General features: G+C 64.3%; 20 protein-coding genes and 1 tRNA gene. 11 read left to right on the top strand and 10 right to left on the bottom strand.

Features of this window, described 5'->3' with window-relative positions; translation table 11 throughout:
* Positions 1–113 precede the first annotated feature (113 nt).
* The gene (locus ASG27_RS11420; protein WP_056416134.1) at positions 114–2,339 is read right to left on the bottom strand and encodes a PhoX family protein; all 2,226 of its coding nucleotides are present in this window, start codon (positions 2,337–2,339) and stop codon (positions 114–116) included.
* 318 nt (positions 2,340–2,657) lie between these two features.
* On the opposite strand from ASG27_RS11420, the gene ASG27_RS11415 reads away from it, so the two are divergent.
* From ASG27_RS11415 to ASG27_RS11400, 4 genes are all read left to right on the top strand, one after another.
* Positions 2,658–3,872: an imelysin family protein gene (locus tag ASG27_RS11415; RefSeq protein WP_056416133.1), complete on the top strand. Its 1,215-nt coding sequence runs from the start codon at positions 2,658–2,660 to the stop codon at positions 3,870–3,872.
* Positions 3,873–3,874: 2 nt separating this feature from the next.
* Positions 3,875–5,365, top strand: coding sequence for a di-heme oxidoreductase family protein (locus tag ASG27_RS11410; protein ID WP_056416130.1), 1,491 nt, complete (start codon positions 3,875–3,877; stop codon positions 5,363–5,365).
* Between the two features lie 80 nt (positions 5,366–5,445).
* Complete coding sequence (locus ASG27_RS11405) at positions 5,446–6,555, top strand: imelysin family protein (protein WP_056416127.1); 1,110 nt, start codon at positions 5,446–5,448, stop codon at positions 6,553–6,555.
* 67 nt (positions 6,556–6,622) lie between these two features.
* Positions 6,623–7,717, top strand: a complete 1,095-nt coding sequence (locus ASG27_RS11400; RefSeq protein WP_235503996.1) for a DUF1513 domain-containing protein — start codon at positions 6,623–6,625, stop codon at positions 7,715–7,717.
* 96 nt (positions 7,718–7,813) lie between these two features.
* Here ASG27_RS11400 and ASG27_RS11395 read toward each other — a convergent pair whose 3' ends face one another.
* From ASG27_RS11395 to ASG27_RS11375, 5 genes are all read right to left on the bottom strand, one after another.
* A complete protein-coding gene (locus ASG27_RS11395; RefSeq protein ID WP_056416121.1) occupies positions 7,814–8,083 on the bottom strand; it encodes a hypothetical protein in 270 nt (89 codons plus the stop codon).
* Positions 8,084–8,093: 10 nt separating this feature from the next.
* Complete coding sequence (locus tag ASG27_RS11390) at positions 8,094–8,666, bottom strand: OmpA family protein (RefSeq protein ID WP_235503995.1); 573 nt, start codon at positions 8,664–8,666, stop codon at positions 8,094–8,096.
* A 220-nt stretch (positions 8,667–8,886) separates the two neighbouring features.
* A complete protein-coding gene (locus ASG27_RS11385; RefSeq protein ID WP_235503994.1) occupies positions 8,887–9,495 on the bottom strand; it encodes a hypothetical protein in 609 nt (202 codons plus the stop codon).
* A 413-nt stretch (positions 9,496–9,908) separates the two neighbouring features.
* Complete coding sequence (locus tag ASG27_RS11380; RefSeq protein ID WP_235503993.1) at positions 9,909–10,526, bottom strand: AAA family ATPase; 618 nt, start codon at positions 10,524–10,526, stop codon at positions 9,909–9,911.
* Positions 10,527–10,741: 215 nt separating this feature from the next.
* Positions 10,742–13,186: a UvrD-helicase domain-containing protein gene (locus ASG27_RS11375; protein WP_056416113.1), complete on the bottom strand. Its 2,445-nt coding sequence runs from the start codon at positions 13,184–13,186 to the stop codon at positions 10,742–10,744.
* Positions 13,187–13,251: 65 nt separating this feature from the next.
* Between ASG27_RS11375 and ASG27_RS11370 the strand changes: the two genes are divergently transcribed.
* From ASG27_RS11370 to ASG27_RS11360, 3 genes are all read left to right on the top strand, one after another.
* Complete coding sequence (locus ASG27_RS11370) at positions 13,252–13,866, top strand: hypothetical protein (RefSeq protein WP_156370618.1); 615 nt, start codon at positions 13,252–13,254, stop codon at positions 13,864–13,866.
* Position 13,867: 1 nt separating this feature from the next.
* On the top strand, positions 13,868–14,581 hold the full coding sequence (locus ASG27_RS11365) for a hypothetical protein (protein ID WP_056416107.1): 714 nt from the start codon (positions 13,868–13,870) through the stop codon (positions 14,579–14,581).
* A 270-nt stretch (positions 14,582–14,851) separates the two neighbouring features.
* Positions 14,852–15,829, top strand: coding sequence for a GMP reductase (locus tag ASG27_RS11360; protein ID WP_056416104.1), 978 nt, complete (start codon positions 14,852–14,854; stop codon positions 15,827–15,829).
* Between the two features lie 14 nt (positions 15,830–15,843).
* On the opposite strand, the gene ASG27_RS11355 is transcribed toward ASG27_RS11360, so the two are convergent.
* Entirely contained in the window at positions 15,844–16,725 is an 882-nt protein-coding gene (locus ASG27_RS11355) for an alpha/beta hydrolase (protein ID WP_056416403.1), read from the bottom strand.
* Positions 16,726–16,818: 93 nt separating this feature from the next.
* Here ASG27_RS11355 and ASG27_RS11350 point away from each other — a divergent pair, with 93 nt between their 5' ends.
* Both ASG27_RS11350 and ASG27_RS11345 read left to right on the top strand, forming a co-directional pair.
* Entirely contained in the window at positions 16,819–17,772 is a 954-nt protein-coding gene (locus tag ASG27_RS11350; protein WP_326938704.1) for an NAD(P)-dependent oxidoreductase, read from the top strand.
* Positions 17,773–17,856: 84 nt separating this feature from the next.
* A tRNA-Lys gene (locus ASG27_RS11345) sits at positions 17,857–17,932 on the top strand.
* A 1,214-nt stretch (positions 17,933–19,146) separates the two neighbouring features.
* Here ASG27_RS11345 and ASG27_RS26685 read toward each other — a convergent pair.
* Both ASG27_RS26685 and ASG27_RS26680 read right to left on the bottom strand, forming a co-directional pair.
* Positions 19,147–20,049 carry a hypothetical protein gene (locus ASG27_RS26685; RefSeq protein ID WP_156370616.1) on the bottom strand — a complete coding sequence of 301 codons (903 nt, stop codon included), beginning with the start codon at positions 20,047–20,049 and terminating at the stop codon, positions 19,147–19,149.
* Between the two features lie 21 nt (positions 20,050–20,070).
* Positions 20,071–20,838: a hypothetical protein gene (locus ASG27_RS26680; RefSeq protein WP_156371515.1), complete on the bottom strand. Its 768-nt coding sequence runs from the start codon at positions 20,836–20,838 to the stop codon at positions 20,071–20,073.
* 1,234 nt (positions 20,839–22,072) lie between these two features.
* On the opposite strand from ASG27_RS26680, the gene bcsZ reads away from it, so the two are divergent.
* Entirely contained in the window at positions 22,073–23,254 is a 1,182-nt protein-coding gene (gene bcsZ / locus ASG27_RS11340; RefSeq protein WP_056416101.1) for a cellulose synthase complex periplasmic endoglucanase BcsZ, read from the top strand.
* Positions 23,255–23,415: 161 nt separating this feature from the next.
* On the top strand, positions 23,416–24,648 hold the full coding sequence (locus tag ASG27_RS11335; protein WP_056416098.1) for a multidrug effflux MFS transporter: 1,233 nt from the start codon (positions 23,416–23,418) through the stop codon (positions 24,646–24,648).
* 158 nt (positions 24,649–24,806) lie between these two features.
* Here ASG27_RS11335 and ASG27_RS11330 read toward each other — a convergent pair whose 3' ends face one another.
* Complete coding sequence (locus ASG27_RS11330) at positions 24,807–26,288, bottom strand: sensor domain-containing diguanylate cyclase (RefSeq protein ID WP_235503992.1); 1,482 nt, start codon at positions 26,286–26,288, stop codon at positions 24,807–24,809.
* Positions 26,289–26,390: the final 102 nt, after the last annotated feature.

Here is a 26,390-nt window from a genome sequence, read left to right as displayed (position 1 = left end):
ACCGCCAATCAAAGCCCTTCAGCGGTGCCAGAACGCAAAAAGGCCGACCCCATGGGGCCGGCCTGAAAGCTCGATGCGAACGCGCGAGAGGTCAGCCCTCCCGCACTCCGATCTCAGGTACCGATGTTGCCGCCGTCGTTCTTCGTGATCACGATGGTGGCCGAACGGGGACGCTTGCCTGCGCCGTAGCCGGCGTTGGCAGGCCACTGGCTCTGGAACTTGGCGGGGTCGGCCAGGTTGGCCATGCCGGTGGATTCGCCCGGGTGCTGGATGTTCACGAAGATCGTCTTGCCGTCCGGCGTTTCGGTCAGGCCGGTGATCTCGCAGCCCTTGGGGCCCACCAGGAAGCGCTTGAGCGTATCGGCCGTGGCCGCCTTGCCCACGGGCGTGACGACGTCGAACTTGCTGCCGTCGGTCTTGGTGTACGTCAGCGTCTTCTTGCTGCCATCGCCCACCTGGCCGGGTACGGCCGCCATCATCATGCAGTTGCTGACGTCGGTGTAGGCACCGTCATCAGTCTGGATCCAGCAGATGCCCGTGGCCTTGCTGAAAGCCAGGCCATCGGGGCTGGAGAAGTCCTGCTCGTCCGTCAGGGCCGAGATGTTGATCAGCGTCTTGTCGGCACTGGCTTCGGCGCCGAACAGGTACACGTCCCAGGTGAAGGCCAGGACGGATGTGCCTTCCTTCAGGCGCACCATGTGGCCGTTGGGGTTGCCCTCCTGCTTGGTGGTGCCCTTCATGTCGGTGTAGGCACGGGGGTTGGCCGCATCAGGCAGGTACTGGCCGCTGCCAGGGTTGGCGCTGCGGGCGCTGTTGTTGGTCAGCGTGAAGTACACCTCGCCATTGGCGGGGTTCACGGCGTTCCACTCGGGGCGGTCCATCTTGGTGGCACCCACGGCGTCGGCGGCCAGGCGGGTGTTGATGACGATGTCGGCCGCGTCGGCGAACTTGTACGTGGCGTAGCCGCTGATGGCGGTGTTGGTGAGCGACAGCTCCACCCAGCTGCCGGTGCCGTCGGCGTTGAACTTGGCTGCGTACAGCTTGCCGCTGTCCAGGTACTTGTCGCCAATGGCCAGGCGGTCGTTGGCGTTGGCATCGGCCGCGTTCCACGTAGCGGTGGATACGAACTTGTAGATGTACTCGCCGCGCGAGTCGTCGCCCATGTAGATGGACAGCGGCTGGCCGGCCACCACCTTGCCGAACGCTGCGCTCTCGTGCGCGAAGCGGCCCAGACCCGTGCGCTTCTTGGCCATGCGGGTCTTGTCGTAGGCGTCGATCTCGACGATGTAGCCCATGCCGTTCATCTCGTTGCGGTAGTCGTCCGTGCCGTCCACCGACGTGCCGGTCTTGCTGTTGTTCCAGCGCTGGTACTTGTCGTCGGCGCCGCCGCTTTCCCAGCCGTGGCGCGATGCTGCGCCCTGGGTGCGGCCATAGCGCTTGAGGGACGTCACGCTCTTGTCGTTGCCGCGTGCGGCGTCGTCCGCGGCGCCGCGCGTGAAGTAGCCAAACCAGTTTTCTTCACCGGTCAGGAAGGTACCCCAGGGCGTCCTGCCCGTGCCGCAGTTGTTCAGCGTACCGCGGGTGGTGGTGCCGGTGGGCGAGAACTTGGTGAACAGTTGCGCGCTGCCGCGGGCCGGGCCCGAAATCTCGATGGGGCTGAGCGAGGTGAGGCGGAAGTTCAGCGCAGAGTTCTGCGCGTAGGCCCACTTGCCACCGGACTTTGCCACTTCGATCACGGCGATGCCGTGGATGGCCGTTTCCTTGTCGATTTCCGCTGCGGGACGGGGCAAGGTGGTGGTGCCGCCGTTGGCATGCAGGAAGTACGAGGACAGCTTCTCGTCGGTCGTGGCTTCGTGGTTGATGGCCAGCAGGCCGCGTTCGGTGGCGTTGTCGCTGCGCTTGCCGTCAGCGCCCAGGCCGAACCATTCCATGCCGTCATGGTGGTCGCCAGCGCGCTTGTCGAAATCACCGTCGGTGCCGTCGTTCTTGTACGCAGCCACGCCTGCAGCGATGGGGTCGCCCAGTGCGAAGATCACGCTGGCGGTGTAGCCCGCAGGCACCGCTACCACGTCTGCCAGGCTCTTGGGCACCGCACCAAAGCCCAGCAGCTTGGAGCCAGTGGGTGGCGGTGTCACCGCTGGGTCGTCGCTGCCGCCGCAGGCGCTCACGCCAAAGCCAGCCAGCATGGCCGTGCCCACCGACCCCACGCTGCCACGCAGCAGGCCACGGCGCGACAGCCGTGCACCCAGCACCGACTCGAACGTAGGGTTGGCGGAGGTGTTGGCGTTCTCGTTGTTGAAGTCAATGGCCTGCTCGGGCGCATCCACACGGTGGGTCATGGTTCTTCCTCGGGGGTTATTGGTTACAAAGCCTGTGGAGCGTAGAAACTGCAGGTGACATCGCCGTGAAGTTTTTGCGTCGGTTTCGTGACAGCCGATCCCGGCCGCGCGCAAGGGGATTGGGTCGAATACGAATCACTACCATTTGTATAATTTCGGCTCCCACCGCCCACCCAGCCACTACCGCGCCCAGCACCGACCGGTGCGCGGGCTCACCCAGCCAAGTGCGGCCTCTCCGTTCCCGCCATTTCCTCGCGGTGCCACGCCCGGCCACAGGCCGCCCGTGCGGCAGCCTGCGCGATTCCTTGGAGACCCTGCATGACGTTCCCCTCCCTGAAGACTTCCCTGCTGGTGGCCGCACTGTCCGCCTGTGCATACAGCACTGGCGTCGGCGCGCAAACCGTTGCCCCTGCAGCAGCACCCTCGCAGGCCCAGGCACAGCAGGCCGTGACGAACCAGGCCGTGGCCGCGCACTACGCACAGCTGGTGCACGCCAACTACGCAGACACGCTCGCCAGCGCCCAGGCGCTGCGCGAAGCCGTGGCGGCCTTCACGGCCAAGCCTTCGGCCGACACGCTGGCCGACGCCCGCAAGAAGTGGCTGGCCGCGCGCGAGTTCTACGGCCAGACCGAGGCCTTCCGCTTCTACGGCGGCCCCATCGACAACGACAACGGGCCCGAGGGCCGCATCAACGCCTGGCCCATGGACGAATCGTTCGTCGACAGCGTGCAGGGCAAGCCCAACGCGGGCCTGGTGAACAACCGCAAGTTCGTGATCAGCAAGAAGAACCTGTCTGCGCAGAACGAGCGCGGCGGCGAAGAGAACATCGCCACCGGCTGGCACGCCATCGAGTTCTTCCTGTGGGGCCAGGACCTGTCCGAGACCGGCCCGGGCGATCGCAACTTCGAGGACTTCGTGGACGGCAAGGCCCCGAACGCCGACCGCCGCCGCCAGTACCTGACCGTGGTGACCGACCTGCTCATCGACGACCTCACCTCGCTGGTGAAGGCCTGGGCACCGGACGCCAAGAACAACTACCGCACCCGCTTCGTCAAGGGCGGCCAGGAGTCCGTTCGCAAGATGCTCGTGGGCCTGGGCTCGCTCTCGCGCGGCGAGCTGGCTGGCGAACGCCTGGAAGTGGCCCTGAACAGCCAGGACCAGGAAGACGAGCACTCGTGCTTTTCGGACAACACCCACCGCGACGCGGTGACCAACGCCAAGGGCATCCAGAACGTGTGGCTGGGCGAGTACCAGCGTGCCGACGGCAACGTGGTCAAGGGCGCATCGCTGCGCGACCTGGTGGCTGCCAAGGACGCGGCGCTGGCCGACAGGACCACCAAGCAGATCGCGGCCTCGGTGGCTGCTGCCGAAGGCATCCAGGCACCGTTCGACCGCGAGATCATCGGCGGCAAGGACGCGCCGGGCCGCCAGCGCATCCAGAAGACCATCGACAGCCTGACCCAGCAAAGCAAAGACCTGGTGGCCGCAGCCAATGCCATCGGCATCACCAAACTGACCCTGGTCCAGCCTTGAACATGAAGCCTGCGCAAGCCATTGCCCGCTGGCGCACCGTGCGCCTGGCAGCAGCCAGCATCGGCATCGTCGCGATCGCCGGCTTCGGCGGCCTGGGCCTGCAGTCGTTGACGGCAGCGCCCCAGCCCGACCCGCTGGGCGAAAAAACCGGCGGCGAGACCACGGTGTTCGCCACCGGGCGCAATGCCTTCTCGTTCCCGGCCGCCAACCTGACCGACGAGGAGCGCACGCGCTTCGTCATCGGCAACTCGTTCTTCCGGCGCAACTGGGTGGAGGCGCCCGCCTCCACCAAAGCCCGCGACGGCCTCGGCCCGCACTTCATCGCGCGCTCGTGCGGCGGCTGCCACGTACAGGACGGCCGGGGCGAGCCGCCAGCGATCTTCAACCGCCTGGGCGAAACGAAGGACCCCACGGTGGCGCTGCTGATACGCCTGTCCATCCCCGGCACCGACGTGCACGGCGGGCCGGTGCACGACCCGGTGTACGGCGACCAGTTCAACAACGCGGCCATCCAGGGCGTCAAGCCCGAAGGCCGCGTGACCCTGCGCTACGACACCATCAAAGGCAAGTTTGCCGACGGCACGCCCTACACGCTGCAAAAGCCTGTCTACGGTTTTGCCGACCTGGGCTACGGCCCCCTGCACAAGGACGTGATGACCAGCCCGCGCATCGCGCCGCAGATCATCGGCGTGGGCCTGCTCGAAGCCATTGCCGAGGCCGACATCCTGGCCAACGCGGCAGACCAGGCCGCCGCCCCGGGCCCCATCAAGGGCGTGCCCAACAAGGTGTGGGACGGCCCTGCCGGCCGCATGATGACGGGGCGCTTCGGCTGGAAGGCCAACGTGGCCACCATTGCGCACCAGACGGGCGGCGCCTTCCTGGGCGACATGGGCATCACCTCGCGCCACTTCGCGCAAGAGGCCTGCACGCCCGCGCAGAAGGACTGCCTGGCCGCCCCCAGCGGCAAGAGCGGTGGCGAGCAAGGCCAGCCCGGCGTCGAGATCGACGACAAGACCCTCGCCGACGTGATCTTCTACCAAGCCACGCTGGCCCCGCCCGCGCGCCGCAACATCAACGATGCACAGGTGCTGCGCGGCCAGGCATTGTTCAGCCAGGCCCAGTGCGCTACCTGCCACCGCCCGAGCTACGTCACCAAAGAGGGGCCGTTTCCGCAGCTGACGAGCAAGGCGCTGAGCGGACAACGCATTTTTCCGTACACAGACCTGCTGCTGCACGACATGGGCGAGCGCCTGGCCGACGGCCGGCCCGACTTCGGTGCCAACGGCCGGCAGTGGAAGACGCCTGCGCTGTGGGGCACGGGCCTGATCAAGGACGTGAACGGCCACACCCGCCTGCTGCACGACGGTCGCGCGCGCGGCGTGCTCGAAGCCGTGCTGTGGCATGGCGGCGAGGCCGAAGAGGCCAAGGACCAGGTGCTGAAGATGAAGAAGGCCGACCGGGATGCGCTCGTGAAATTCGTGGAGTCACTATGAGAATTTACCCCCACGCTCCCCACTCCGTGTGGTCGCTGCCCCCCGAGGAGGCCGCGTTTTCATCTTGGGGCGGCCCGGCGATGAAAACATCCCTCCTTGCAGCCGCCCTGCTGCTGGCCACCCTGCCCCCTCTCACAGCGCAGGCACAGTCTGCGGCGCCCACTGGACCCGCCATCCCAGCCTGGCAGCGCAACGCCGTGCCGTTCTACGACACGGTGCATGCGCTGCAAGGCATCTACGGCCACTGGGCCCTGCCACGCGCACAGGACTTTGACCGCGATGCCCGCGCCCTCGTGCCCGCCGTGGCGGCCCTGTGCCAGGCCTCGGCGGCCGATGGCAAGGTGGCGCTCCAGTCCGCACGCACTGCCTGGCAGGCCACGGCCCGCGCGTGGGAGCAGCTCGCCGCCGTGTCCGTCGGCCCGGTCATCGCACGCCGCAGCCAACGCGCTATCGACTTCACGCCCACGCGCCCTGCATTGATCGAAAAAGCTGTCGCCACCCAGCCCCAGGGCGCCAAGGCCTTCGAGCGCATCGGCACGCCTGCCAAGGGCCTGCCCGCGCTGGAATGGCTGCTGTGGACGCGCCCGGCCCAGCCCGGCAGCCCTGCCTGCAGCTACGCGCACGAAGTGGCGCAGGATGTGGCGCGGGAATCCGCCGCCCTGGCCAAGGCCTACGCCGACGCGGCGACCACCGACTGGGGCGCCGAGGACGAGCAGGAGGCGTCCACTGCGGCCATCAGCGAATTCGTGAACCAGTGGGTGGGCGGCATCGAGCGCCTGCGCTGGGCACAGATGGACAAGCCCCTGCGCGCAGCCCAGGGAACGCGCACGCCGGACTACCCCCGCACCGCCAGCGGCACCACGCTGGCGGCCTGGGCGGCCACCTGGGGCGGCCTGCGCAGCGTGACCACCCTGCCCGCCAGCGCCGAGATACCGGCGGCTGGCGAGGCCCTGGTGCCTCTGGAGATGTACCTGCGCGGCAAGGGCATGAACCCGCTGGCCGACAAGCTGCGCCAAGCCACCGACAAGGTCGACGCGTCGATGGCCCAGGTGCAGAAGTCGGGCCTGCAGAACAAGGCGGCCATCCAGCAGACGGCCAAGGACCTGACGGCGCTGAAGTTTCTGGCCGAATCCGAAGTGGCGCCCGCGCTGCAGGTGAGCATCGGGTTTTCGGATGCGGACGGTGACTAGCAAACACAACCCCTGCACGCAGCCAGCGCACCCCTTGCTCGGGCAGAACCGGCGGCAGGTGCTGGCCATGCTCGCTGGCCTCAGCGCGTGGACGGTGCTGCCGCGCAGTGCATGGGCCAGCACCGGCGCAGGCGGCCCTGCAGGCATCTCGCTCGCGGCTGCCTGGGAGCGCGAGGGAAGCTTCTACATAGGCTCGCTGTCAGCGCACGAAGGCGCGGGCCAGGCCCTGCAGGTGCGCGCTGCGATGGAGGTGCCGACCCGCGCCCATGGCCTGTGCGTGCTGCCCGGCGGCGCGGTGCTGGCCGTGTCCCGCCGACCGGGCGACTGGATGGTGCACTGGCAGCCAGGCCGGGGCGACCGCCCACCCCTGTGGCTGTGGCAGGACGGAGAGCGCTCCTTCAATGGCCATGCACTGTGCAGCCCGGACGGCCAACGCGTCTACACCACCGAAACCGATACGGAAACCGGCCAGAGCTTGATCGGCGTGCGGCATGCCGCCACGCTGCAAAAAATCGCCGAGTGGCCCACCCACGGCATCGACGCCCACGAACTGATCTGGGACACCGGCAGTCGTGGCGCGCCCACGTTGATCGTTGCCAACGGCGGCGTGCCCACATCGCCTGAAACGGGCCGGGTCAAGCGCGATCTGGACACCATGGATTCGTCTCTGGTACGGCTCGACGGCCGCCGGGGCGACCTGCTGGGTCAATGGCGGCTGGAGGACAAACGCCTGAGCCTGCGCCACCTGGCGTGGAGCCCCGATGGCAAGACATTGGGGATTGCCCTGCAGGCCGAGCATGGCGACAGCGCCGCCAAGGCGGCGGCGCCCATCCTGGCGCGGTTCGATGGACAGCAACTGACGCCGCATGCGGCGCCGCGGTCGCTGTCTGGCTACGGTGGCAGCATTGCCGCAACCCGCGCTGGCTGGGCGGTGAGCTGCCCCCGGGTCGACGGCGTGGCGCACTTCACGGCCGACGGCACCTGGCGCGGACTGATTCCGCTCGAAGAAGTGTGCGCGCTGGCCGCCGATGCGCAAGACCAGCTTTGGGCGGCAGGGCTCACGCGCACGCTGCAGGACGCGCAGGGGGACCGCCCTGTCGCGCATCCGCATGCCCCCGCCCTGGCCGGTGCGCGCATGGACAACCACTGGGTGCGTCTCTGACGACGCGGTTGCGAACCGGCGGCTGCTACGGCCTCTGCTTCAGGCGGAATCACCGCGCCGCGCTGCACCGCGCCCAGCAGTACTCAATTCATCCGCTCACTGGCGGCCGCCCCGAAACAGAAAGTACCCCATCACGCAGGCCCCCACCACGGCCAGCATGCGGGCGATCCACGGAGCGACCAGCCAGGCGCCCACCACGCCGGTCACACGGCCCCACACCTGGGGCGACTGCAGGGCGCTGAGTGGCTTCTGCCCGCCCGGGCTCAACCCGCCATGGGCCGAAGCGATGGGGTAGCCGCACCCCGGACAGGCCACGGCCAGCGAGGACACCTGTCGGTTGCAGTCGGGGCATGTGATCAACGCCATAAGCTCTCCTTCATGAGGGGACGCCACCCGCCGGTGGCTCGATCAATATCTGCACACGCCGGTTGCGCTGGCGGCCCGCGGGGTCGTCCTGGCCGTCCGGCGTGGTGTTGGCAGCCACAGGTTCGCGCTTGCCGCGCCCCTGCGCTGCGGCACTGCGGCCCGTGCGCTCTTGCAGCGCTTGCGCCACCGCCTGGGAGCGGCGCTGCGACAGCGTGTCGTTGTAGCCATCGGAGCCTTTGCTGTCGGTGTGGCCCACGACGCGCAACGGCGCGCGCGGATAGCTCTGGATCAGCTCTGCCGCCTTCTGCAGCGTGGGCAATGCATCGGGCCGCAGGTCGGCCTTGTCGAAGTCGAACAGCACGTCGGCAGGCAGGTCGATGGAGATTGCCTGCTGCGCAGTAGGCCGCGCATGGAGCTCTGCGATCAAGCTGCGGGTGATAGCCCGCCGCTGCGGCGGCACCTCGGCCTGCCGCAGCAGCAGGGCCGTCTGCGGCTGTGCTGCGGTCCCTAGCGAGATGGCGGGCGCTGCGCCCTGCAGCGAGGTCTGCCGCGATGATGCGCCGAGCGCTCCCTGCGCATTCACCGGACTGAGTCGTGTGGCGGGCGCTGAGGCAGCCGGCCGCAATTGCGTGGGCACGTCTTTCAGCGACCGGCCGCTGCGCACATCAGCGCTTGGCACCTGCTGTGCCCAGCCCGCCGACGCGGTCATCAGCAGCGTCGCAGCGACTCCAGTGGCCCTCGCTGCCACCACCGCCAGCACCCGTCCTTTCGGGACTGGACTGAATGGACCACACCCCACGCAGTCAGCCCTTGGCGGCGGGCAGTGGCACGTCGATGGCCAGGCCAGGTGCCACGATGTTGTCGCCCTGGTTGCCATCGTTGAACACCAGCTTGAGTTGCCGCGCACTGGGGGCCACACTGCCCATGAAGACGAGCTGCCCCTCCAGCGTTTGCCCCTCGCGGATGGTGATGTCCCGGTTGCCTTCGGGGCGCTGGATGTGCAGCTTGGCGCCGCTTTCGTCCTGCAGGTAGGTGTCGGCCAGCGCCAGCATCGTCGAGTTGGTGATGCGGTTGGCGAACGAGATGCTCACGTCCAGCACGGTGGCATCGCCACCCACTTCGGCACCTTTGATGCGCACAGTCAGCCCTGCAGGTGCGACCCCCTGTACGGCCAGCGGCAACTTGACGGGTGCGGCCTGCACAGCAGCGGTAGACGGGTGTGCCGGCGAAGCCGGCGCTGCAGCAGCCGCCACAGGATAGGCCGGTGCGGCAGGCACTGCGGGCATAGCAGGGGAGGCCGGCGATGGCGCCGCTGCCGCCCCGGTCGGCGGTGATGCCACGGGCTCGTTGACGCGATCACCGCAGGCGACCAGCCAGCTGGCGAGCAGCACTGCGGCGGCAGTCCGGCTCACAGGCTTGCTCCGAGTCTCGCGTGCGTCTCGCGACGGGATTGATGCCATGGTTTCCTCCCAGAATGGATCGCAGTGCACGCCCGGGAACAGGGGGTGGGCGCCATGCGTTGAACAATTCTTGGAGACCCTGGCCGCGCAGGGGTAAGGAGTTGTAGGCAACCTTGCCGCGCTGCACTAGACCGTTCAACGCGCCACGAGGCTGCGCACGGAGGCCAAGGGCCATAGTGCCGGGCAATCCGTCGTTCCTCCGAGTTATGAAAACTCAATGAACACCGTCACAGCGCGTTACAGCATTGCGAAGCACGAAACACTCCCACAGCCATGAAGCTCACACTTGCATCGTGGCAGCACGCTTGCGATGAAGGCCCGATGGCGCGGGCCCGCCGCCACCCGGAGACGTTGCTGTAGCAGGTTCAATCGCGACCGCGGCCAGCAGCGCGAACCGTCAATGCGCGCAACGCGGCAAGCACCTTGGCCGCGGCCTGTTCTGCAGTGTGGGCAGCCGTGTCGATCACCATTCGAGAGGCATCTGCACTGCTCTTCATCCCCTCCACGCGGTTGTGCCCGCCTTCCGGCCACGGCGCGTAGTCATGCTGGAGCACGGCCTCCCATCGGGGCGGCACGAGCCCCGGCACATCGGTGGGCCGTGTGTCCACCCGCTGCCGATGCGCGTGGATGTCGGAGCAGATGATCTCCACATCCAAGCACGGCGCCTGCGCATCCCGCGCCACGGCGTGCCACGCATGGCGCGTTACCGCCAAGGGGTTCACGCAGTCCACCAGCACCGGCAGGCCCTGCGCCAGCTGAGTGCGCGCCAGGGCATAGGCCACCACGTAGCCGGCAGGCCCCACATCGCCCTGCAGAGCCATGGAATCCCGCAATGCCTGTTCGATGGTGTCGATGCGAAGGTAGACCGCGCGCCACTGCGCCAGCAGCGCGCGCGCCACCGTGCTCTTGCCCACGCCTGGCAGTCCACCCAGCACCACAAGGGCGAGGCCACCGGCAGGAGAAAGAATGGGCGCAACGCTCACGACATGCCTTTCAGCGGTGGTGGGTTACGGCGCTCACCGGAGTGACAAGCAGGGCTGACGGACGGCATGCCAGGCCTGCCGCACTGCCCCTGAAAAAGCCATACCACGCCACATATGCCGTACAGCCGAGGCAGACAACTTCCAGGGCCTGCAGCACTCGGCCTGATCGGTAAGCGCCACGACAGCATGCTGCTCATCGGCATGGCGGGCTGTCTTCAGTCCACCACCGTGAGCTTGGCCACCGACAGCGCCAGCCACTTGGTGCCATGCCGCGGAAAGTTGACCTGCGCGCGCGCGTCGTCGCCCGTGCCTTCGATCGCCAGCACCTTGCCTTCGCCGAACTTGGTGTGGAACACCGCGATGCCCGCGCGCAGGCCGTGCGACGGCGCCGCCTTCTGCACCGGCACCGGAGGGCTGGCGAAAGTCTCGGACTTGAAGCCAAAAGGACCTCTACCGCTGGATCCATACGCGCTACCAGCTCCTGAATTAGGAGCATACGTACCAAAGCCCTGTTGCTTGGGCGTGATCCACTTGAGCGCGGCCTCGGGCAGTTCTTCGAAGAACCGGCTCTTGATGTTGTAGCGCGTCTGGCCGTGCAGCATGCGGGTCTGCGAATGGCTCAGGTACAGGCGCTTGCGTGCGCGGGTGATGGCCACGTACATCAGGCGGCGTTCTTCTTCCAGGCCGTCGCGTTCGTTGGCGGAGTTCTCGTGCGGGAACAGGCCCTCTTCCATGCCGCCGATGAACACGCCATCGAACTCCAGGCCCTTGCTGGCGTGCACCGTCATCAACTGCACGGCGTCCTGCCCGGCCTGGGCCTGGTTGTCGCCGGCTTCCAGGGCCGCGTGCGTGAGGAAGGCGGCCAGTGGCGAGAGCGTCTCGCCCGTGTCGATGTCCACGATGCCGGGCACGGCCTGGGGCAGCGGCTCGTCGAGCACGGGGGCATTCGGATCCAGGCCCTGGCTCACGGCACTTTGCGAGAGCGGGGTGCCATGCTCGTCCAGCGGCAGGGCCACGGCGTCGCGGCCAAAGCCTTCCTGCGTGACGAAGCTCTCGGCCGCGTTCACCAGTTCTTCCAGGTTTTCGATGCGGTCGGCGCCCTCTTTCTCGGTGCGGTAGTGCTCCAGCAGGCCGGATGATTCGAGCATCTGCTCGATGATGCCGCGCAGGTTCAGGCCCTGGGTCTGCTCGCGCAGCACGTCCACCATGGCGACGAAGGCCCCCAGGTTGGCGCCCGCCTTGCCGGGCACGGCGCTCACGGCGTCGTGCAGCGAGCAGCCGGCGGTCTTGGCGGCATCCTGCAGCACCTCGATGCTGCGCGCACCGATGCCGCGCGGCGGAAAGTTGACCACGCGCAGGAAGCTGGTGTCATCGTGCTGGTTCTCCAGCAGGCGCAGGTAGGCCAGCGCGTGCTTGATTTCGGCGCGCTCGAAGAAGCGCAGGCCGCCGTACACGCGGTAGGGCACGCTGGCGTTGAACAGCGCCGATTCGATCACCCGGCTTTGGGCATTGCTGCGGTAGAGCACGGCAATCTCCTTGCGCTCGAAGCCATCGCTGCGCACGAGCTGCCGGATCTCGTCGACCATCCACTGCGCCTCCGCCAGGTCGGTGCTGGCCTCGTACACCCGCACCGGCTCGCCAGGGCCCTGCGTGGTGCGCAGGTTCTTGCCCAGGCGCTTGCTGTTGTGGCTGATGAGCGTGTTGGCCGAGTCGAGGATGTTGCTGTAGCTGCGGTAGTTCTGCTCGAGCTTGATCTGCCGCTGCACGTCGAACTCGCGCACGAAGTCGGCCATGTTGCCCACGCGTGCACCGCGGAAGGCATAGATGCTCTGGTCATCGTCGCCCACCGCGATCACGCTGCCGCGCGCCTCGAAGCGCCCGCTGATCTCATTGCCGGCCAGTTGCTTGAGCCAGGCGTACTGCAGCTTGTTGGTGTCCTGGAACTCGTCCACCAGGATGTGCGCGAAGCGGCGCTGGTAGTGCTCGCGGATGGGTTCGTTGTCGCGCAGCAGCTCGTAGCTGCGCAGCATCAGCTCGCCGAAGTCGACCACGCCTTCGCGCTGGCATTGCTCTTCGTACAGCTGGTAGACCTCGACCTTCTTGCGGCTGTCGCTGTCGTGCGTGGGCACGTCGCCGGGGCGCATGCCCTCTTCCTTGCAGCTGGCGATGAAGTAGGACAGCTGCTTGGGCGGAAACCGCTCTTCATCGACGTTGTACTGCTTGCACAGGCGCTTGATGGCGGAGAGCTGGTCCTGCGTATCGAGGATCTGGAACGACTGCGGCAGCCCCGCGGCCTTGTGGTGCGCGCGCAGCAGGCGGTTGCACAGGCCGTGGAAGGTGCCGATCCACATGCCGCGCACGTTCACCGGCAGCATCGCGGACAGGCGGGCCACCATCTCCTTGGCGGCCTTGTTGGTGAAGGTCACGGCCAGAATGCCGCCGGGCGTGGCGTAGCCGTTTTGCAGCAGCCAGGCGATGCGGGTGGTGAGCACGCGCGTCTTGCCGGACCCCGCGCCCGCCAGGATCAGCGCGTGGCCTGCCGGCAGCGTGACGGCGGCCAGTTGCTCATCGTTGAGGTTTTGCAGCAGGGGCGACGTGGGCTGCTGCGCAGCGGACGCAGAAAGGGGCTCGAAGCCAGCTAGCGAATCTTGTGGGGACATCCAGGCATTGTAGGAAAGCCTTCGTCCTATGATGCAGTGACATGCATCCATGGGAGGAACCTGCTGTGAAGGACAACATTCGCCGGCACGTGCTGGCTTGCGCAACAACACTGTCGGTCGTGTTGGCGGGCTGCGGCGGCGGCAACGGAGATACGGCGCAGGAAGGCCCCGGCGCAGGTGATGTGCCGCCGCTTGTGCCCATGCCTGCAATGACGTACTCCCAGGATGCAGCCGTGTGTGCCTGGATGGCTGCGCATGTCCAGCCCTTTGCATGGCCGGTCCAGGCGGTCGGCCCGCGCACGTGGGCACCTGCTACGGTGCAAACGGTGGACACCCCGATGCGCAACGCGCAAGGTCTGGCCCAGTACCGGGTGACCAGCAACCTGTTGGTGCTGCAGAGCCACTACGCACCTCAAATCCAGGCCAAGGGCCTTGCCCAGTCCAGCAGCCAGCTGTGGGCCCAGGAGGCTGCCTGCAAGCACGCCATCAGCGTGGAATCTCAGACCCTCACGAACCTGAGCTACGAATTCACAGCCTATATGCCTGACAGCACCGCTGCACGGATTGCACAAGAGGACTACACCGCAGGCATCCGGCAGGTGCGCAAACCCGATCCATGCCGCCCTGAGGTTGTGTTTCCGGGTACGCCGCTCCCCCCTGAATGCCGGACCGGTACCTGACATGCGGTTTGCCATAGCTGCTGCCACACTCATCAGCGCCTGCCTGCCGCTGCTTGCTTCTGCGCAGGCCACCTGCTCCAGCGACGGCCAACCCCGGCCCGTCGCGGTGTTCGAGCGCTTCATCAGCGCCGACTGCGAGGCCTGCTGGGGCGAATCGAACACGCCTGCGCCGTCGGCGCGGTCCCCTGCCCTGGTGCTCGACTGGATCGTGCCGACCGCCGCAGGCGACGACGCCCCGCTGTCGGCCGCCGCCACCAACGATGCGCTGGCACGTCTGCAGGCGCTGGGGCGCAGCGCGCCGGCGCGATCGGATGTGCACATCGCCGCGACCGAAGCCCCTGCGCCTGGCCGGCTGCGCGTGGCGCATGGCCTGCCCTTCAACGATTACCTGGGCGCGGCGATTTCGCTGAGCCCGGCCCGCGGCGGCTCGCAGCGCGTTGCAACCCCTGGCCCCTGGACTTTCCACCTGCTGCTGGTGGAGTCGATCCCTGCAGGCGCCGAAGGCACCGCGGTAGCAAGGAATGTGGTGCGAAACATGCTGCAGGGCAGCTGGGACGAGCGCAACCAGCTATCAAAAAAAGAGCAATACGGATGGAAGGAGATTCGTCCCATGCGCATCCCTGAGGGCGCCAAGCCCGAGCGCCTGCGCATGGTGGGCTGGCTGCAGGATGCGCAGGGGCGCATGGTGGCCGCTGCGCAGTCCGCCTGCCGCTGAACGGGCACGAAGGCTGAAAGACGCGCCGCCCTGGCGCGGAAGGCCCGAAGGCCATACCGGTCATACCCCCATCGTTATAACGTGCACTGAACAGGCGGGTAGAATCAATCACCGGGCCCAAGTTTCTTGACGCCCGGTTTTTTGTGCCCGCGCACTGCGGGGTTCGGAGCGGCCACCACGGCCCCGCCCACAGACCAAGCCGGGGCCAGGCCAAGCGCCCACCGCAGCAGAAATCGTTTTGCTGCGTCCTTTGATGGAGCTTGGAATCTCATGGAAATCTTCGACTACGACAACGTTCTGCTGCTGCCCCGCAAGTGCCTCGTGGAAAGCCGCTCGGAGTGCAACGCCAGCGTGGAGCTGGGCGGGCGCTCTTTCCGGCTGCCGGTGGTGCCGTCCAACATGAAGACGGTGGTGGACGAAAAGATCTGCACCTGGATGGCGAAAAACGGCTACTTCTACGTGATGCACCGGTTCGACCTGGACAACGTCCAGTTCGTGAAGGACATGCATGCGCAGGGCTGCTACGCCTCCATCTCGCTGGGCGTGAAGCAGCCCGACTACGACACCGTGGACCAACTGGTGGCGCTGGGCCTCACTCCCGAGTACATCACCATCGACATCGCGCACGGCCACGCCGACAGCGTGAAGAACATGATCGGCTACCTCAAGCAGCACCTGCCTGGCGCCTTCGTGATTGCCGGCAACGTGGCCACGCCCGAGGCCGTGATCGACCTGGAAAACTGGGGCGCCGACGCGACCAAGGTGGGCGTGGGCCCGGGCAAGGTGTGCATCACCAAGCTTAAGACCGGCTTTGGTACGGGCGGCTGGCAGCTGTCGGCCTTGAAGTGGTGCGCGCGCGTGGCCACCAAGCCCATCATTGCCGACGGCGGCATCCGCAGCCACGGCGACATCGCCAAGAGCATCCGTTTTGGCGCCAGCATGGTGATGATCGGCTCGCTGTTCGCCGGCCACGAAGAGTCGCCCGGCCAGACCGTCGAGGTCGATGGCGCGCTGTTCAAGGAGTACTACGGCTCGGCCAGCGACTTCAACAAGGGCGAGTACAAGCACGTCGAAGGCAAGCGCATCCTGGAGCCCGTGAAGGGCCAGCTGGCCGACACGCTCATCGAGATGGAGCAGGACGTGCAAAGCTCCATCAGCTATGCCGGTGGCAAGAAGCTGATGGACATCCGCAAGGTCAACTACGTGATCCTGGGCGGCGACAACGCGGGCGAGCACCTGCTGATGTAGCCGGCCCGCCGGCCCTACCTCCGCAACAGGATCTGCGCCATGTGGTGCAGATCCTTGCCGGGTTGGGCCAGCGTGTCGAGGATGCTGAAGTGGTGCAGCCCCGGTAATATCTGGCAGCGGGGCACCGAATGCTCACCCCAGGACTGCAGCACCAGGCCGTTCTGGCGGCGAAACTCTTCGCTCTCGTCCCCGCCGGCCACACAGTACAGAATGCCGTGCTCCGGAGCGAGCAGGCGCGAGGGGCTGTCCTGCAGCACCTGCTGATCGGTCAGGTGCAAGGCATCCTGCAGGAATGGCGCGTGCTTGAGCGGCTCCAGGTCATGCACGCCCGAGATCGACAGCGCACTGCGCACCAGCCCATCGGGCAGGCCGTTGCCGATCAGCGACCACACGCTGGTCAACATCATGGCAGCCAGGTGCCCACCCGCCGAGTGCCCGGCCACCGTGATGCGCCGCGGGTCGCCCCCATGGCCCGTGATGCTGCGCGCCACCCACGCCACCGCCTTTTCCATCTGCCGCACGATGTGCGGGATGGTCACCGGCGCCTCGGGCGTGCCGGGGCACAGCGCGTAGTTGACCACCACCACGCAAAAACCCGCCTGCGTGAATGGCGGCGCGATGAAGGAATGGTCGGACTTGTCGAGCGCGCGCCAGTACCCGCCATGGATGAACACCAGCACCGGCACACCCCCCGGCGCGGTGCGCGCCGCGGGGAAGATGTCCAGCGTCTCACGCACGCCGGTGCCATAGGCCACATCCAGCACACAGGGCTGGCTGGCACGCACGTCGGCGGACGTCTTCGCCCAGCGCTGCAGGTAGTCCATGTGGTCGGGCACCAGGGCGCGGTTGTTGTACATGCGCTCCAGCCAGGCGGGGTCGTTCAGGGGCAGGCTCATGGATGTGTCTCCTTTTTTGTGCTGCGGAATCATCTGGGCAATCGGGCCAAGCTGCAAGCTCCGTGACAGGCACGCGCAGCAAAAGGGACCATGATGTCCAGAGAGACAACATCAGAGGATGATCAGAGGATGGAGAGCGCCATGACCACCACCCCGCCACTTCCGCAGCTTCCACGACTTCGCATCGCCGTCCTCGGCATTGGCATGATGGGCCGCCCCATGGCGCGCCGCCTGCGCGAAGCGGGCCACCAGGTCCACGCCTGGAACCGCACCCGCGCCAAGGCCGAGCCCCTGGCCGCGTTCGGCATCACCGTGCATGACACCCCTGCCAGCGCCGTCCAGCATGCCGACATCGTGGTCAGCCTGCTGGAAAATGGCCCCGTGGTCGGGCAGGTGCTTTTCGACACCGGCGCTGCCAGCGCCATGCGCAAAGGCGCGCTCTTCATCGACATGGCGTCCATCCAGCCCCGCGAAGCCCGCGACCACGCCGCCCGCCTGGGCGAGATGGGCCTCACGCACCTGGACGCCCCCGTCTCCGGCGGCACCGTGGGTGCCGAGAACGGCACCCTGGCCATCCTGGTCGGCGGGCGGCCCGAAGACTTCGCCCGCGGCCAACCCGTGTTCGAGGCCCTTGGCCGTGCCACCCACGTCGGCCCACACGGTGCGGGCCAATTGACCAAGCTGGCCAACCAGATGATCGTGGGCATCACCATCGGCGCCGTGGCCGAAGCGCTGCTGTTCGCCGCCAAGGGCGGCGCCGACATGGCCAAGGTGCGCGAAGCCATCAGCGGCGGCTTTGCCGACAGCCGCATCCTGCAGCTGCACGGCCAGCGCATGGTCGAGCGCGATTTCGCCCCCCGCGGCCGCATGGCGGTGCAGCTCAAGGACATGCGCAACGCCCTGGCCACTGCCGGCGAGATCGGGTTCGACGCGCCCATCACCGCCCTCTTCGAAAACCTGTACGCCGAAGGCGTGGAGCACGGCCTGGGCGAACTGGACCACAGCGGCCTGTTCATCGAGCTGGCCAGCCGCAACGCGCAGCAATAATTTTTGGCACCACTTGCAAAGTGCTGAAAAACTAGTGCATAATTCGAGGCTCTGCAGCATTGCAGACAGATTTACGAAAAGTTTGGGTTCTTAGCTCAGTTGGTAGAGCAGCGGACTCTTAATCCGTAGGTCGAGTGTTCGAGTCACTCAGGACCCACCAAACTTAGCCCGCATGGGCAGAGAAGCCGCAGCTATCAAACCGATAGCAGCGGCTTTTTTCTTTGGCGCGTATATGAGACTGTCTCATATCCAGTAGTGCTGGTGAGCCGAAGATGAGTCAAACAGTCACGGGCAGTCGAAGGTGGCGTGCCGTGCTCGCAAAGCCTGCGCCCCATGCGTTTAATCGCCTCGATGCGCAAAACCACGTGACGGCCATGGCGCTGCTTCGCCCAGAGGCCAACGGCCTCTGCCGTCCGCCAGCTCACTCTTGCGCGTACGATGGCCCAAGAGCTACAACGGCCTTCTGGATCGCAGCTCTCACAGCAGGCCTGTCAATAAGCTCTCCGCAGTGCATGACTGGCAACGCTTTGGACCTCATCGGATTCGACTCGTCACGCACCATCGGGATCTTGTCTGCGGCACTCTCACGCTTCACTTGCTCTGAAATCTCCGCAAGGGCATCAAGATTGCCTTTCATACGCTGAACGATGACAGACGCCCAGGCATCGCCCTGATCCTTGACATACCCGTTCGTTTGCTGAGCCAGGCAGCTTGCTATGGCATAGCTTTCAATGTCCCGCTGAACAGCCGGCCGCGGCGCTCCCGCATCTCCACTTGGAGCACATCCGGCGAGAACTGATACCGACAAGACGAAAATTAAACGCACCAAGTGATCTCTCAAAATTTACCCCTGAATTTTTGAATGTGAGTTCAAAGGATCAACATCAGTTCGAAAAAATTATGATGCTCAGGTTATCGTGATCAAGCCCATTTGAAGTTCAATGCATCCCTTCGCTTCAGCCCAGTTGACGCTAAAAGCAATTATCTTGAATGGCGTGAGAAGGCCGGTCGCTGCAGCCAACCTGCCGCCATTTCGATCGCTTCAAGAGCAAGCCACCAAACACTAGCGCCCGGTGTTCGCTGCCAAGCCGGAGCGTACAAAGCACCACTAGGGCGAGTGTGAAAGTGCGCCTCCTTACCCGTGCTCTCGCATAGACCGCTCCTCATCGAGAAGTGGTACTGCGTCACAACATCAAAATCCGGCACGCCCCATCATGTTGCCCACCGTACCGCAGTAGCAGAGCTCATGGGTACGGTTATATGGCATAGCAAAATGGCGCGATAGGCCGGCGCATGTTCGTAAAAAAGTCAGCGATGAGGTGGCTTTCGGGATCTACCATTGCCTACGCCGTATTGTAAGTTTCGATTCAACGATCACTTGGACGACTGGACCTGACCAGACAAGGTATCCAAGCGTTTGCAACACAAATTGAAATACTCCCTTGCCTTGGCAACTGCCTTTGATTTATCGGACTCACTCAGCGTTTCTGGCAGTTGTACGTCTGGGATATCCATGTCAAATGAAGATGCGTCAGGACGTTGAAACATCACCATTTTCCATGCTGCCGCTGTGATTGGATCATTCAACCCGTAGCGATCTGTACTGGTCACTATATATGCCTGGCTAATGGCCAATCGGTTTCCAGTCATTGCCAATTCAATCATTTGTCCTGCCGCAGCCTTCACTTCGGCCGGGGTAGGACGCTTTTCAATTGCGCCAGTCGACGATTCTGAGGTTTTCAAATCTGCCAAAAGAACCTTGGACCCTAGATAGGTGCGAGCTCCGGGATCACCTGCCTCAGCGGCCTCATTCATCAATACTTCAATTTTCTCATACTCATCTTTCTTTACGTCTTTGCAACGAATTCTTTGTACTTCACGCATAAAGATGAATGACTCAACGCTCGGGTTGTTCGGCATTTGAGCCGTAAGTTCTGCAATTGGATTTTGCAAAGCCTCAACAGAATTAATATAATCCTGACATAAAATTAGAAAATTTGCCCGATCAAATGAAGGATGCCCGTTCTTAGGCAGGGGTATTTTTGCAAATTCAGCAGGATTCATTTTCGAATATGCACCACTCGGCATAGCCGCATAACTCCACGCGGCATTGTTGACTTCTCGCTCAACGGAAGGCGCACGCGCCATGACTCCGGCCCGACTTTCACCAGAATTTTCGTGAAATTCAGGATCTTCTCTGGCGAGTATTAATAGAGTACTGATTAAAGCCGCACCAAAAAGAAAGACGGCAATCGCTTTACGGTATTTTGGAGTCATGACGCGCATTGCTGTTGCTATTTAGGTTTTAATGAGCCGGCCAATTTGCTGTATGAGAAAGTAATTGGTATCACCAAAGTACAATGCATCTTTTGCAGCTTCGGAAATTTTGGTTGCACTTTTCGCCATTTCAATTGATAGGTGCATGCATCGTGCCGCGATGAGACCAATTCCACCAGAACCGCCCTCATCGCAGTAAAGGGCATGATATTCTCTTTTGGCCTTATCCAACTCTGATTGATGAAAAGCTATATTGCGGAACGTCACTCTCGCCGACTCAGTCGATGCAGTAATCCTCGACGCAGCAGTTTTTAGATCATCTAAATCAGTGGCATTCATCGAATAATTTATATAGTTCTGAGCCTTACGAATTTCTAAATCCATACGCCCAAAGATACTGGGAGCAACCCAATTGCAAGCTGAGGCAACAGAAGTAACCCCAGCCGCCTTAATTATTGCTTTAATATGAGATGAGGCCGAAGGATCACTAGCTGGCTTCCAGTTGGCCAAAACTGCGGCAGTACCTGACCCGCAAAGGGTGGTAAAGGCTGCAGTAGTCACATCACCTTCACTGGCGCCAGTCAGTGCAAGCGCCACGGTATTTATTGCACCGACAGACCCCCAGCCCGCAAAAGAACGCCAGTCGAACAATTCGGTAAAGGCTCTTGGAAAAGTCCAGAAACCACTGATAGAATAATGCGGATCTGGAGTGACGGCGATACTAGATGTAGGCAGAACCACTAGAGTTGCAATGGCACTCATTGAAAGCCCCGCTGCAATTTTCTTCATTGTCATCTTGATAGGCATTTCGATCCTTTCGGTTGGCTATCACGGCTGGATTGATGCGCTGACGAGCTAGCCGCACACTCGCAGTCAAAAATATTCTATGGAAATTTTTGCACCATGAAATTGCGCAATAGACCACCAATTAAGCCGAAGACACCAAAAATTTTGCAGCATTTGCAACACACACCAAGTTGAATGATTTTCTTTGCAACAATTTGAATTACTTTGAAATCCATCCTACTGCATGGCCTTGCCTCGCGAAGGGAGTTAGTCAGACTTGCGCCGGCCATTGGGACGCTGCGCATTTTTAATATGCACACATATTGAACTACTCCGAATGTACTAGACACAAATCCAACAGATAAGGGTAAGCACTTATAGACATTAAATTTGCGCAGGACGAAATGATAAAGTCTTGTTGTGCACCGACGAAGCGAAGACAAAATTCTTAGGCAAAGCCAAGGCGTAATTTATTGGCGGCTTCCCATGACGATTACGGACCGCAGGAATCCTCTGCACGCATCGAGCTGCCAAGTGTGCGCTGCGGATCGGGATGGAGTGCAAGGCGCAAAACGCAGCCATAGCCGTAGCTATTGCGAGTATTGGCAACGCCACAGGCCGCCCAAGACCGCAGATGCACACGGCGCGATGATTCGTGCAGAGGATCCTAGCGCAGCGAATCGCCACCTAAGCCTTGCCATTAATGCACCATTGAGAATCGAAACGCCAATGGGGAAAAATATCTTTCAAAGAGATCTCAGGCGCCTTGAAAATAAATGGTTTTATCAACAAACTGCCATATGCCGGGCAAAGTGGCCCCATAAATAATTATTAACTCAAGTACAAAAAACTTTATTTTTCTTGCAACCGAGATATTTGATACAAAAAGTCAATATATCCAGCCGTAACGCCATCCAGCGACCGCCTTCACGCTTCTCCACGCAGAAGTCGACTGTCATACTCACTCAGCACTCAAGCAGCAATCGCTGTGTATGAACGGCAAGAAGGTTGCGGTCAATCACGTCCCAACTCGTCAACACATTCACTTGTCGTTTGCGGTCTATCATTTTTAGTGGACTACCATTGCTTGCTGTCTACAGTCTCCGCACGCGCGAGGCAAAGCATTGCCCGCCTGAGTAGCGAATGTCATGCGGTCCCTGCCGGGCCCTCGATGCACAAGGCAGCACTTGCACAGCCCCGCCCTACTTTTTGTACACACCATCCAGGAGATCCCGCCATGCCATCACCGCTGCACCGACGCAAAGCCTTGCTCATCGGAGCCAGTGCGTTGACGCCGGCGCTTTGGTCCGCTGCACGCGCGCAGCCCGCCGCCAGCGCAGCGCCGGTACCGTCGTTGCCCAAAGGCGGGCACTGGCCGGAATGGGACGTCTTCAAGGCGCAGTTCGTGAGCGGCGAAGGGCGTGTGATCTCCGACGACGGGGAAGGCGGGCGGACGTATTCGGAGGGGCAGTCCTATGGGCTGTTCTTCGCGCTGGTGGCCAACGACCGCAAGGGCTTCGACACGCTGCTGCGGTGGACCGAGAACAACCTGTGCGGCGGTGACCTGGGCGCGCGGCTGCCTGCCTGGCTTTGGGGCAAGCGCCCGGACGCGAGTTGGGGCGTGATCGACAGCAACGCAGCGTCGGACGCCGACATCTGGATCGCTTACGTGCTGGGTGAGGCCGCGCGGCTGTGGAAAGAACCCCGCTACCACGCGCTCGGCGCGCGCCTGGCGCAGCGCATCCTGGCCGAGGAGACGGCCGACATTCCGCAGTTGGGCCTGAGCCTCCTGCCCGGCCCGCGCGGCTTCGTCGAGGGCGAGGGCCGCTGGAAGCTCAACCCCAGCTACATGCCGCTGCAGGTGATGCAGCGGCTGGCCACGCTGTACCCGCAGCCCGCATGGAAGCAGCTGGCGCAAAGCTCCGAGAAGATCATCGTGGGGTCGTCCCCCAAGGGCTACACCCCCGACTGGACGCTGTACGACGCGCAACAAGGCTTCCTCGTCGATGAAAAGGGCAAGGAGAAAGGCCAGGGTGGCTACAACGCCATCCGCGTCTACCTGTGGGCGGGCATGCTGGCGCCCGGTACGACAGGTCGCAAGGCGGTGCTGGCAGCGCTGGCACCCATGGCGCGGCAGGTGCGCGAGCAAGGCCATCCGCCGGAATACGTCGACGTGCTCACCGGGCAAGGCTCCGGCCCGGGCCCGGCCGGGTTCTCTGCGGCCCTGCTGCCGTTCTTGCAAGCGCAAGGGGATGACAGCGCACTGAAGGCGCAGCGCGGCCGGTTGGCGGCCACGCCCATCCGGCCGACCGCCTACTACGAGCAAACGCTCTCGCTGTTTGGACAAGGCTGGATGGACGGCTGGTACCGCTTCTCTGCGTCGGGGCAGCTCACGCCCCAAAAGCGCAAGGCATCGTGAACGCGAAGTGTTGCGTGGGGCCATGCTGCTGCGTCGCGCCCAGGGCCTCAGCACCCTCGCCGCCGACATGACGCCTTAAGATTGCGCACCCCGCACGCGCATCCACACACAGTGCCCACAAGGCATGCATCGGCCTTCAAGCCTCCCACCCGCCCTGCCCCATGAATCCCAACGCCCACACGCTCTGGCGCGCCCCGCAATGGGCCTTGGCCGCCCTGCTCGCCGTCCTGGGCATGCTCGGGCCGTTCTCCATCGACACCTACATCCCGGCCTTCACCGGCATCGCGACGGCACTGGGCGCCACGCCGGTGGAGATGCAGCAGACCCTGTCGGCGTACCTCTTCGGCTTTGCGTTCATGAACCTGTTCCATGGCGCGCTGGCGGACAGCTTTGGCCGGCGGCCGGTGGTGCTGTGCGGCATTGCGATGTTCACCATCGCTTCGGCAGGTTGCGCGCTGTCGCAGAGCATCGGGCAACTGATCGCCTTCCGGGCGCTGCAGGGCCTGTCCACGGGCGCGGGCATCGTGGTGTCGCGGGCTGTGATCCGCGACATGTTCCCGCCCGCGCGGGCCCAGCAGGTGATGAGCCAGGTCACGATCTATTTCGGGGTAGCACCGGCGATTGCGCCCATCGTGGGCGGCTGGCTGTTCGTGCACACAGGCTGGCACAGCATCTTCTGGTTTCTGACCCTGGTGGGCGTGGTGCTGTGGGTCGCCAACTTCAAGCTGCTGCCCGAAACCCTGCACGCCGACCTGCGCCAGCCCTTCAATGTGCCGCACCTGATGCGGGGCTACTGGCAGTTGGGCTCGAGCCCGCGTTTCGTGCTGCTGGCGCTGGCCAGCGGGGTGCCGTTCAACGGCATGTTCCTGTACGTGCTGGCGGCACCGGCGTTCCTGGGCGAGCATCTGGCGCTGGCGCCCACGCAGTTCTTCTGGTTCTTCATCCTCACCATCTCGGGGATCATGGGCGGCGCCTGGCTCAGCGGGCGCCTGGCGGGCAAGATCGCGCCCAAGCGCCAGATCCGGCATGGATTCGTGATCATGTTCACCGTGGCCGTGCTGAACCTGGCCGCCAATCTGCTGGTTCCGGTGCACGTGGCGTGGGCACTGGCACCCATTGCCGTGTTTTCATTTGGCTGGGCGCTGATGGTGCCGGTGGTGACGCTGCTGGTGCTCGACCTGTACCCGGAGCGGCGCGGCATGGCTTCGTCGATGCAGGCTTTCGTGGGCTCCACCGCCAACGGAGTGGTCGCGGGCATCATCGTGCCGCTGGTGATGCACTCCACGGTGCTGCTGGCGGTGGCATCGCTGCTGATGCTGTGCGTGGGCCTGGGGGCGTGGATGTACTTGCACCACCGGTGGCCGGACATCGGGCGCACCGCAGCGGTGGGGTGACGAGACTGCCCCCGATGTGAAGCGCTGCGTCAATCGTCACGCATCACGCATCACGCATCACGCATCACGCATCACGCATCACGCATCACGCATCACGCATCGTGCACCACCTGCTGCGCACTTCTCGTGGCGCATCGGGCGATGTCCCTCGCGACTGATCAATCGGCCCCGTCCCTGCCCGGCTGGCGCCGGTCCACGCTCTTGTCCTGGTAATAACGCAGCTTCTCCGCGTACATAGCCTGGTCTGCGCGGTGGATCGCGGCCTCCACCGAATCGCCCGACCGGCAGGACGCCACACCCATCGCCAGACTGAGCGGCTGGCCGGGGTAGAACTGGTTGTTCAGGTCCACCATCGACAGGATGCGGTCCTGCAGCGCGTGGGCACTGCGCTCGTCCATGCCCGGCAGCAGCACGGTGAATTCATCGCCGCCGATGCGGGCCGCGCAGGCGGGCAGGTCGACGGCCTTGGCCAGGACCTCGCCCACGCGGCGCAGCATGGAGTCGCCTGCCGCATGGCCTTGCTCGTCGTTCACGAGCTTGAGGCCGTTGAGGTCGATGGCGATGATCGACAACGGCCACGGCCCCTTGCGGGTGATGCGGTTGAGCTCTTCGGCGTAGAACGCGCGGTTGCGCAGCTGGGTGAGCACGTCGTGCTTGCCCAGGTACTCCAGGTACGCCTCGGCCTTCTTGCGGGCGGTGATGTCCACCAGCGACAGCAGCACCAGCCCCCAGTCGGCCAGGTGGTCGGCCAGCACCGAGAACTGCATGTGGATGTGCACCGCGTCGCCCGAGAGCGCGTAGTTGACCACCTCGCGCTGCTGGAAGGTCTTGCCCTCCCACAGGTCGAGCAGCTGCTCGGCGAAGGACTCGTGCATCTCGCCGCGGAAAACACGGCCGATGTTGTTGAGCAGCATGTCCTTGCTGCTGGCACCGAACATCCGCAGCGTCTGCTGGTTGACATCGATGACGCGGATCTCCTGCATGCAGCGCGACACGAACTCGGGGTGCACAGTGATGAAGGTCTTGAAGTCGTCGATGCCCTGCGCACGCACGCCATCGAGCAGGTGCTTGACCGCGCTGAAATCCTCCACCCACAACGACACGGGCGAGTGCTCGAACAGATCGCGTGCGTACTGCTCGCTGCGGCGCAACTGGCGGGCGCTGCGCACCTCGGGAGTGATGTCTTCCAGCGAGACCAGCACGCGGCTCCAGTTGTCGTCGTAGCCCGGCAGGATGCGGGCGCGGATCTTCACATCGAGGCGGCGGCCGTCCAATGCGTAGTTGACGGTCTGGTTGGAGAATTCCTTATGCCCTGCCCAGAGCTGCGCCAGCTCATGGGAGACCGCGTCGTGCATGTCGTCGCGAAACACCTTGTCCAGGTTCGCCTCGAGCACCTGCTGGCTTTCCGCGGCGAACAGCTCCAGCGTGCGCTGGTTGACCTTCAGGACCTTGAGCGAAGCGCTGCACTGGCGCACCCGCGCGGGGTCTGCCGCCAGATGGGCGCGGATGTCCGTGACGCCATCGGCGCGCCAGCCATCGAAAAGCTGCTTGAGCGCGCTGTAGTCTTCCAGCCAGAGCGACACGGGCGCCAGCTCGAACATGTGCTCAAAGTCCGCACCCGATGATAAAGAAGACGACACGGCAGATTCCTCCGGCGCCAATTATTGACGAGCCATTGCGTGATCGCCGCGGGTCGGGCCAGGAGCGCCATAAAAAAAGGCCGGCACCTTGCGGAACCAGCC

Source organism: Acidovorax sp. Leaf191 (assembly GCF_001424425.1).
GTDB lineage: Bacteria > Pseudomonadota > Gammaproteobacteria > Burkholderiales > Burkholderiaceae_C > Acidovorax.
Note: the sequence above shows the minus strand (reverse complement) of the source record. Positions and strands in the feature narration are given on the sequence as shown.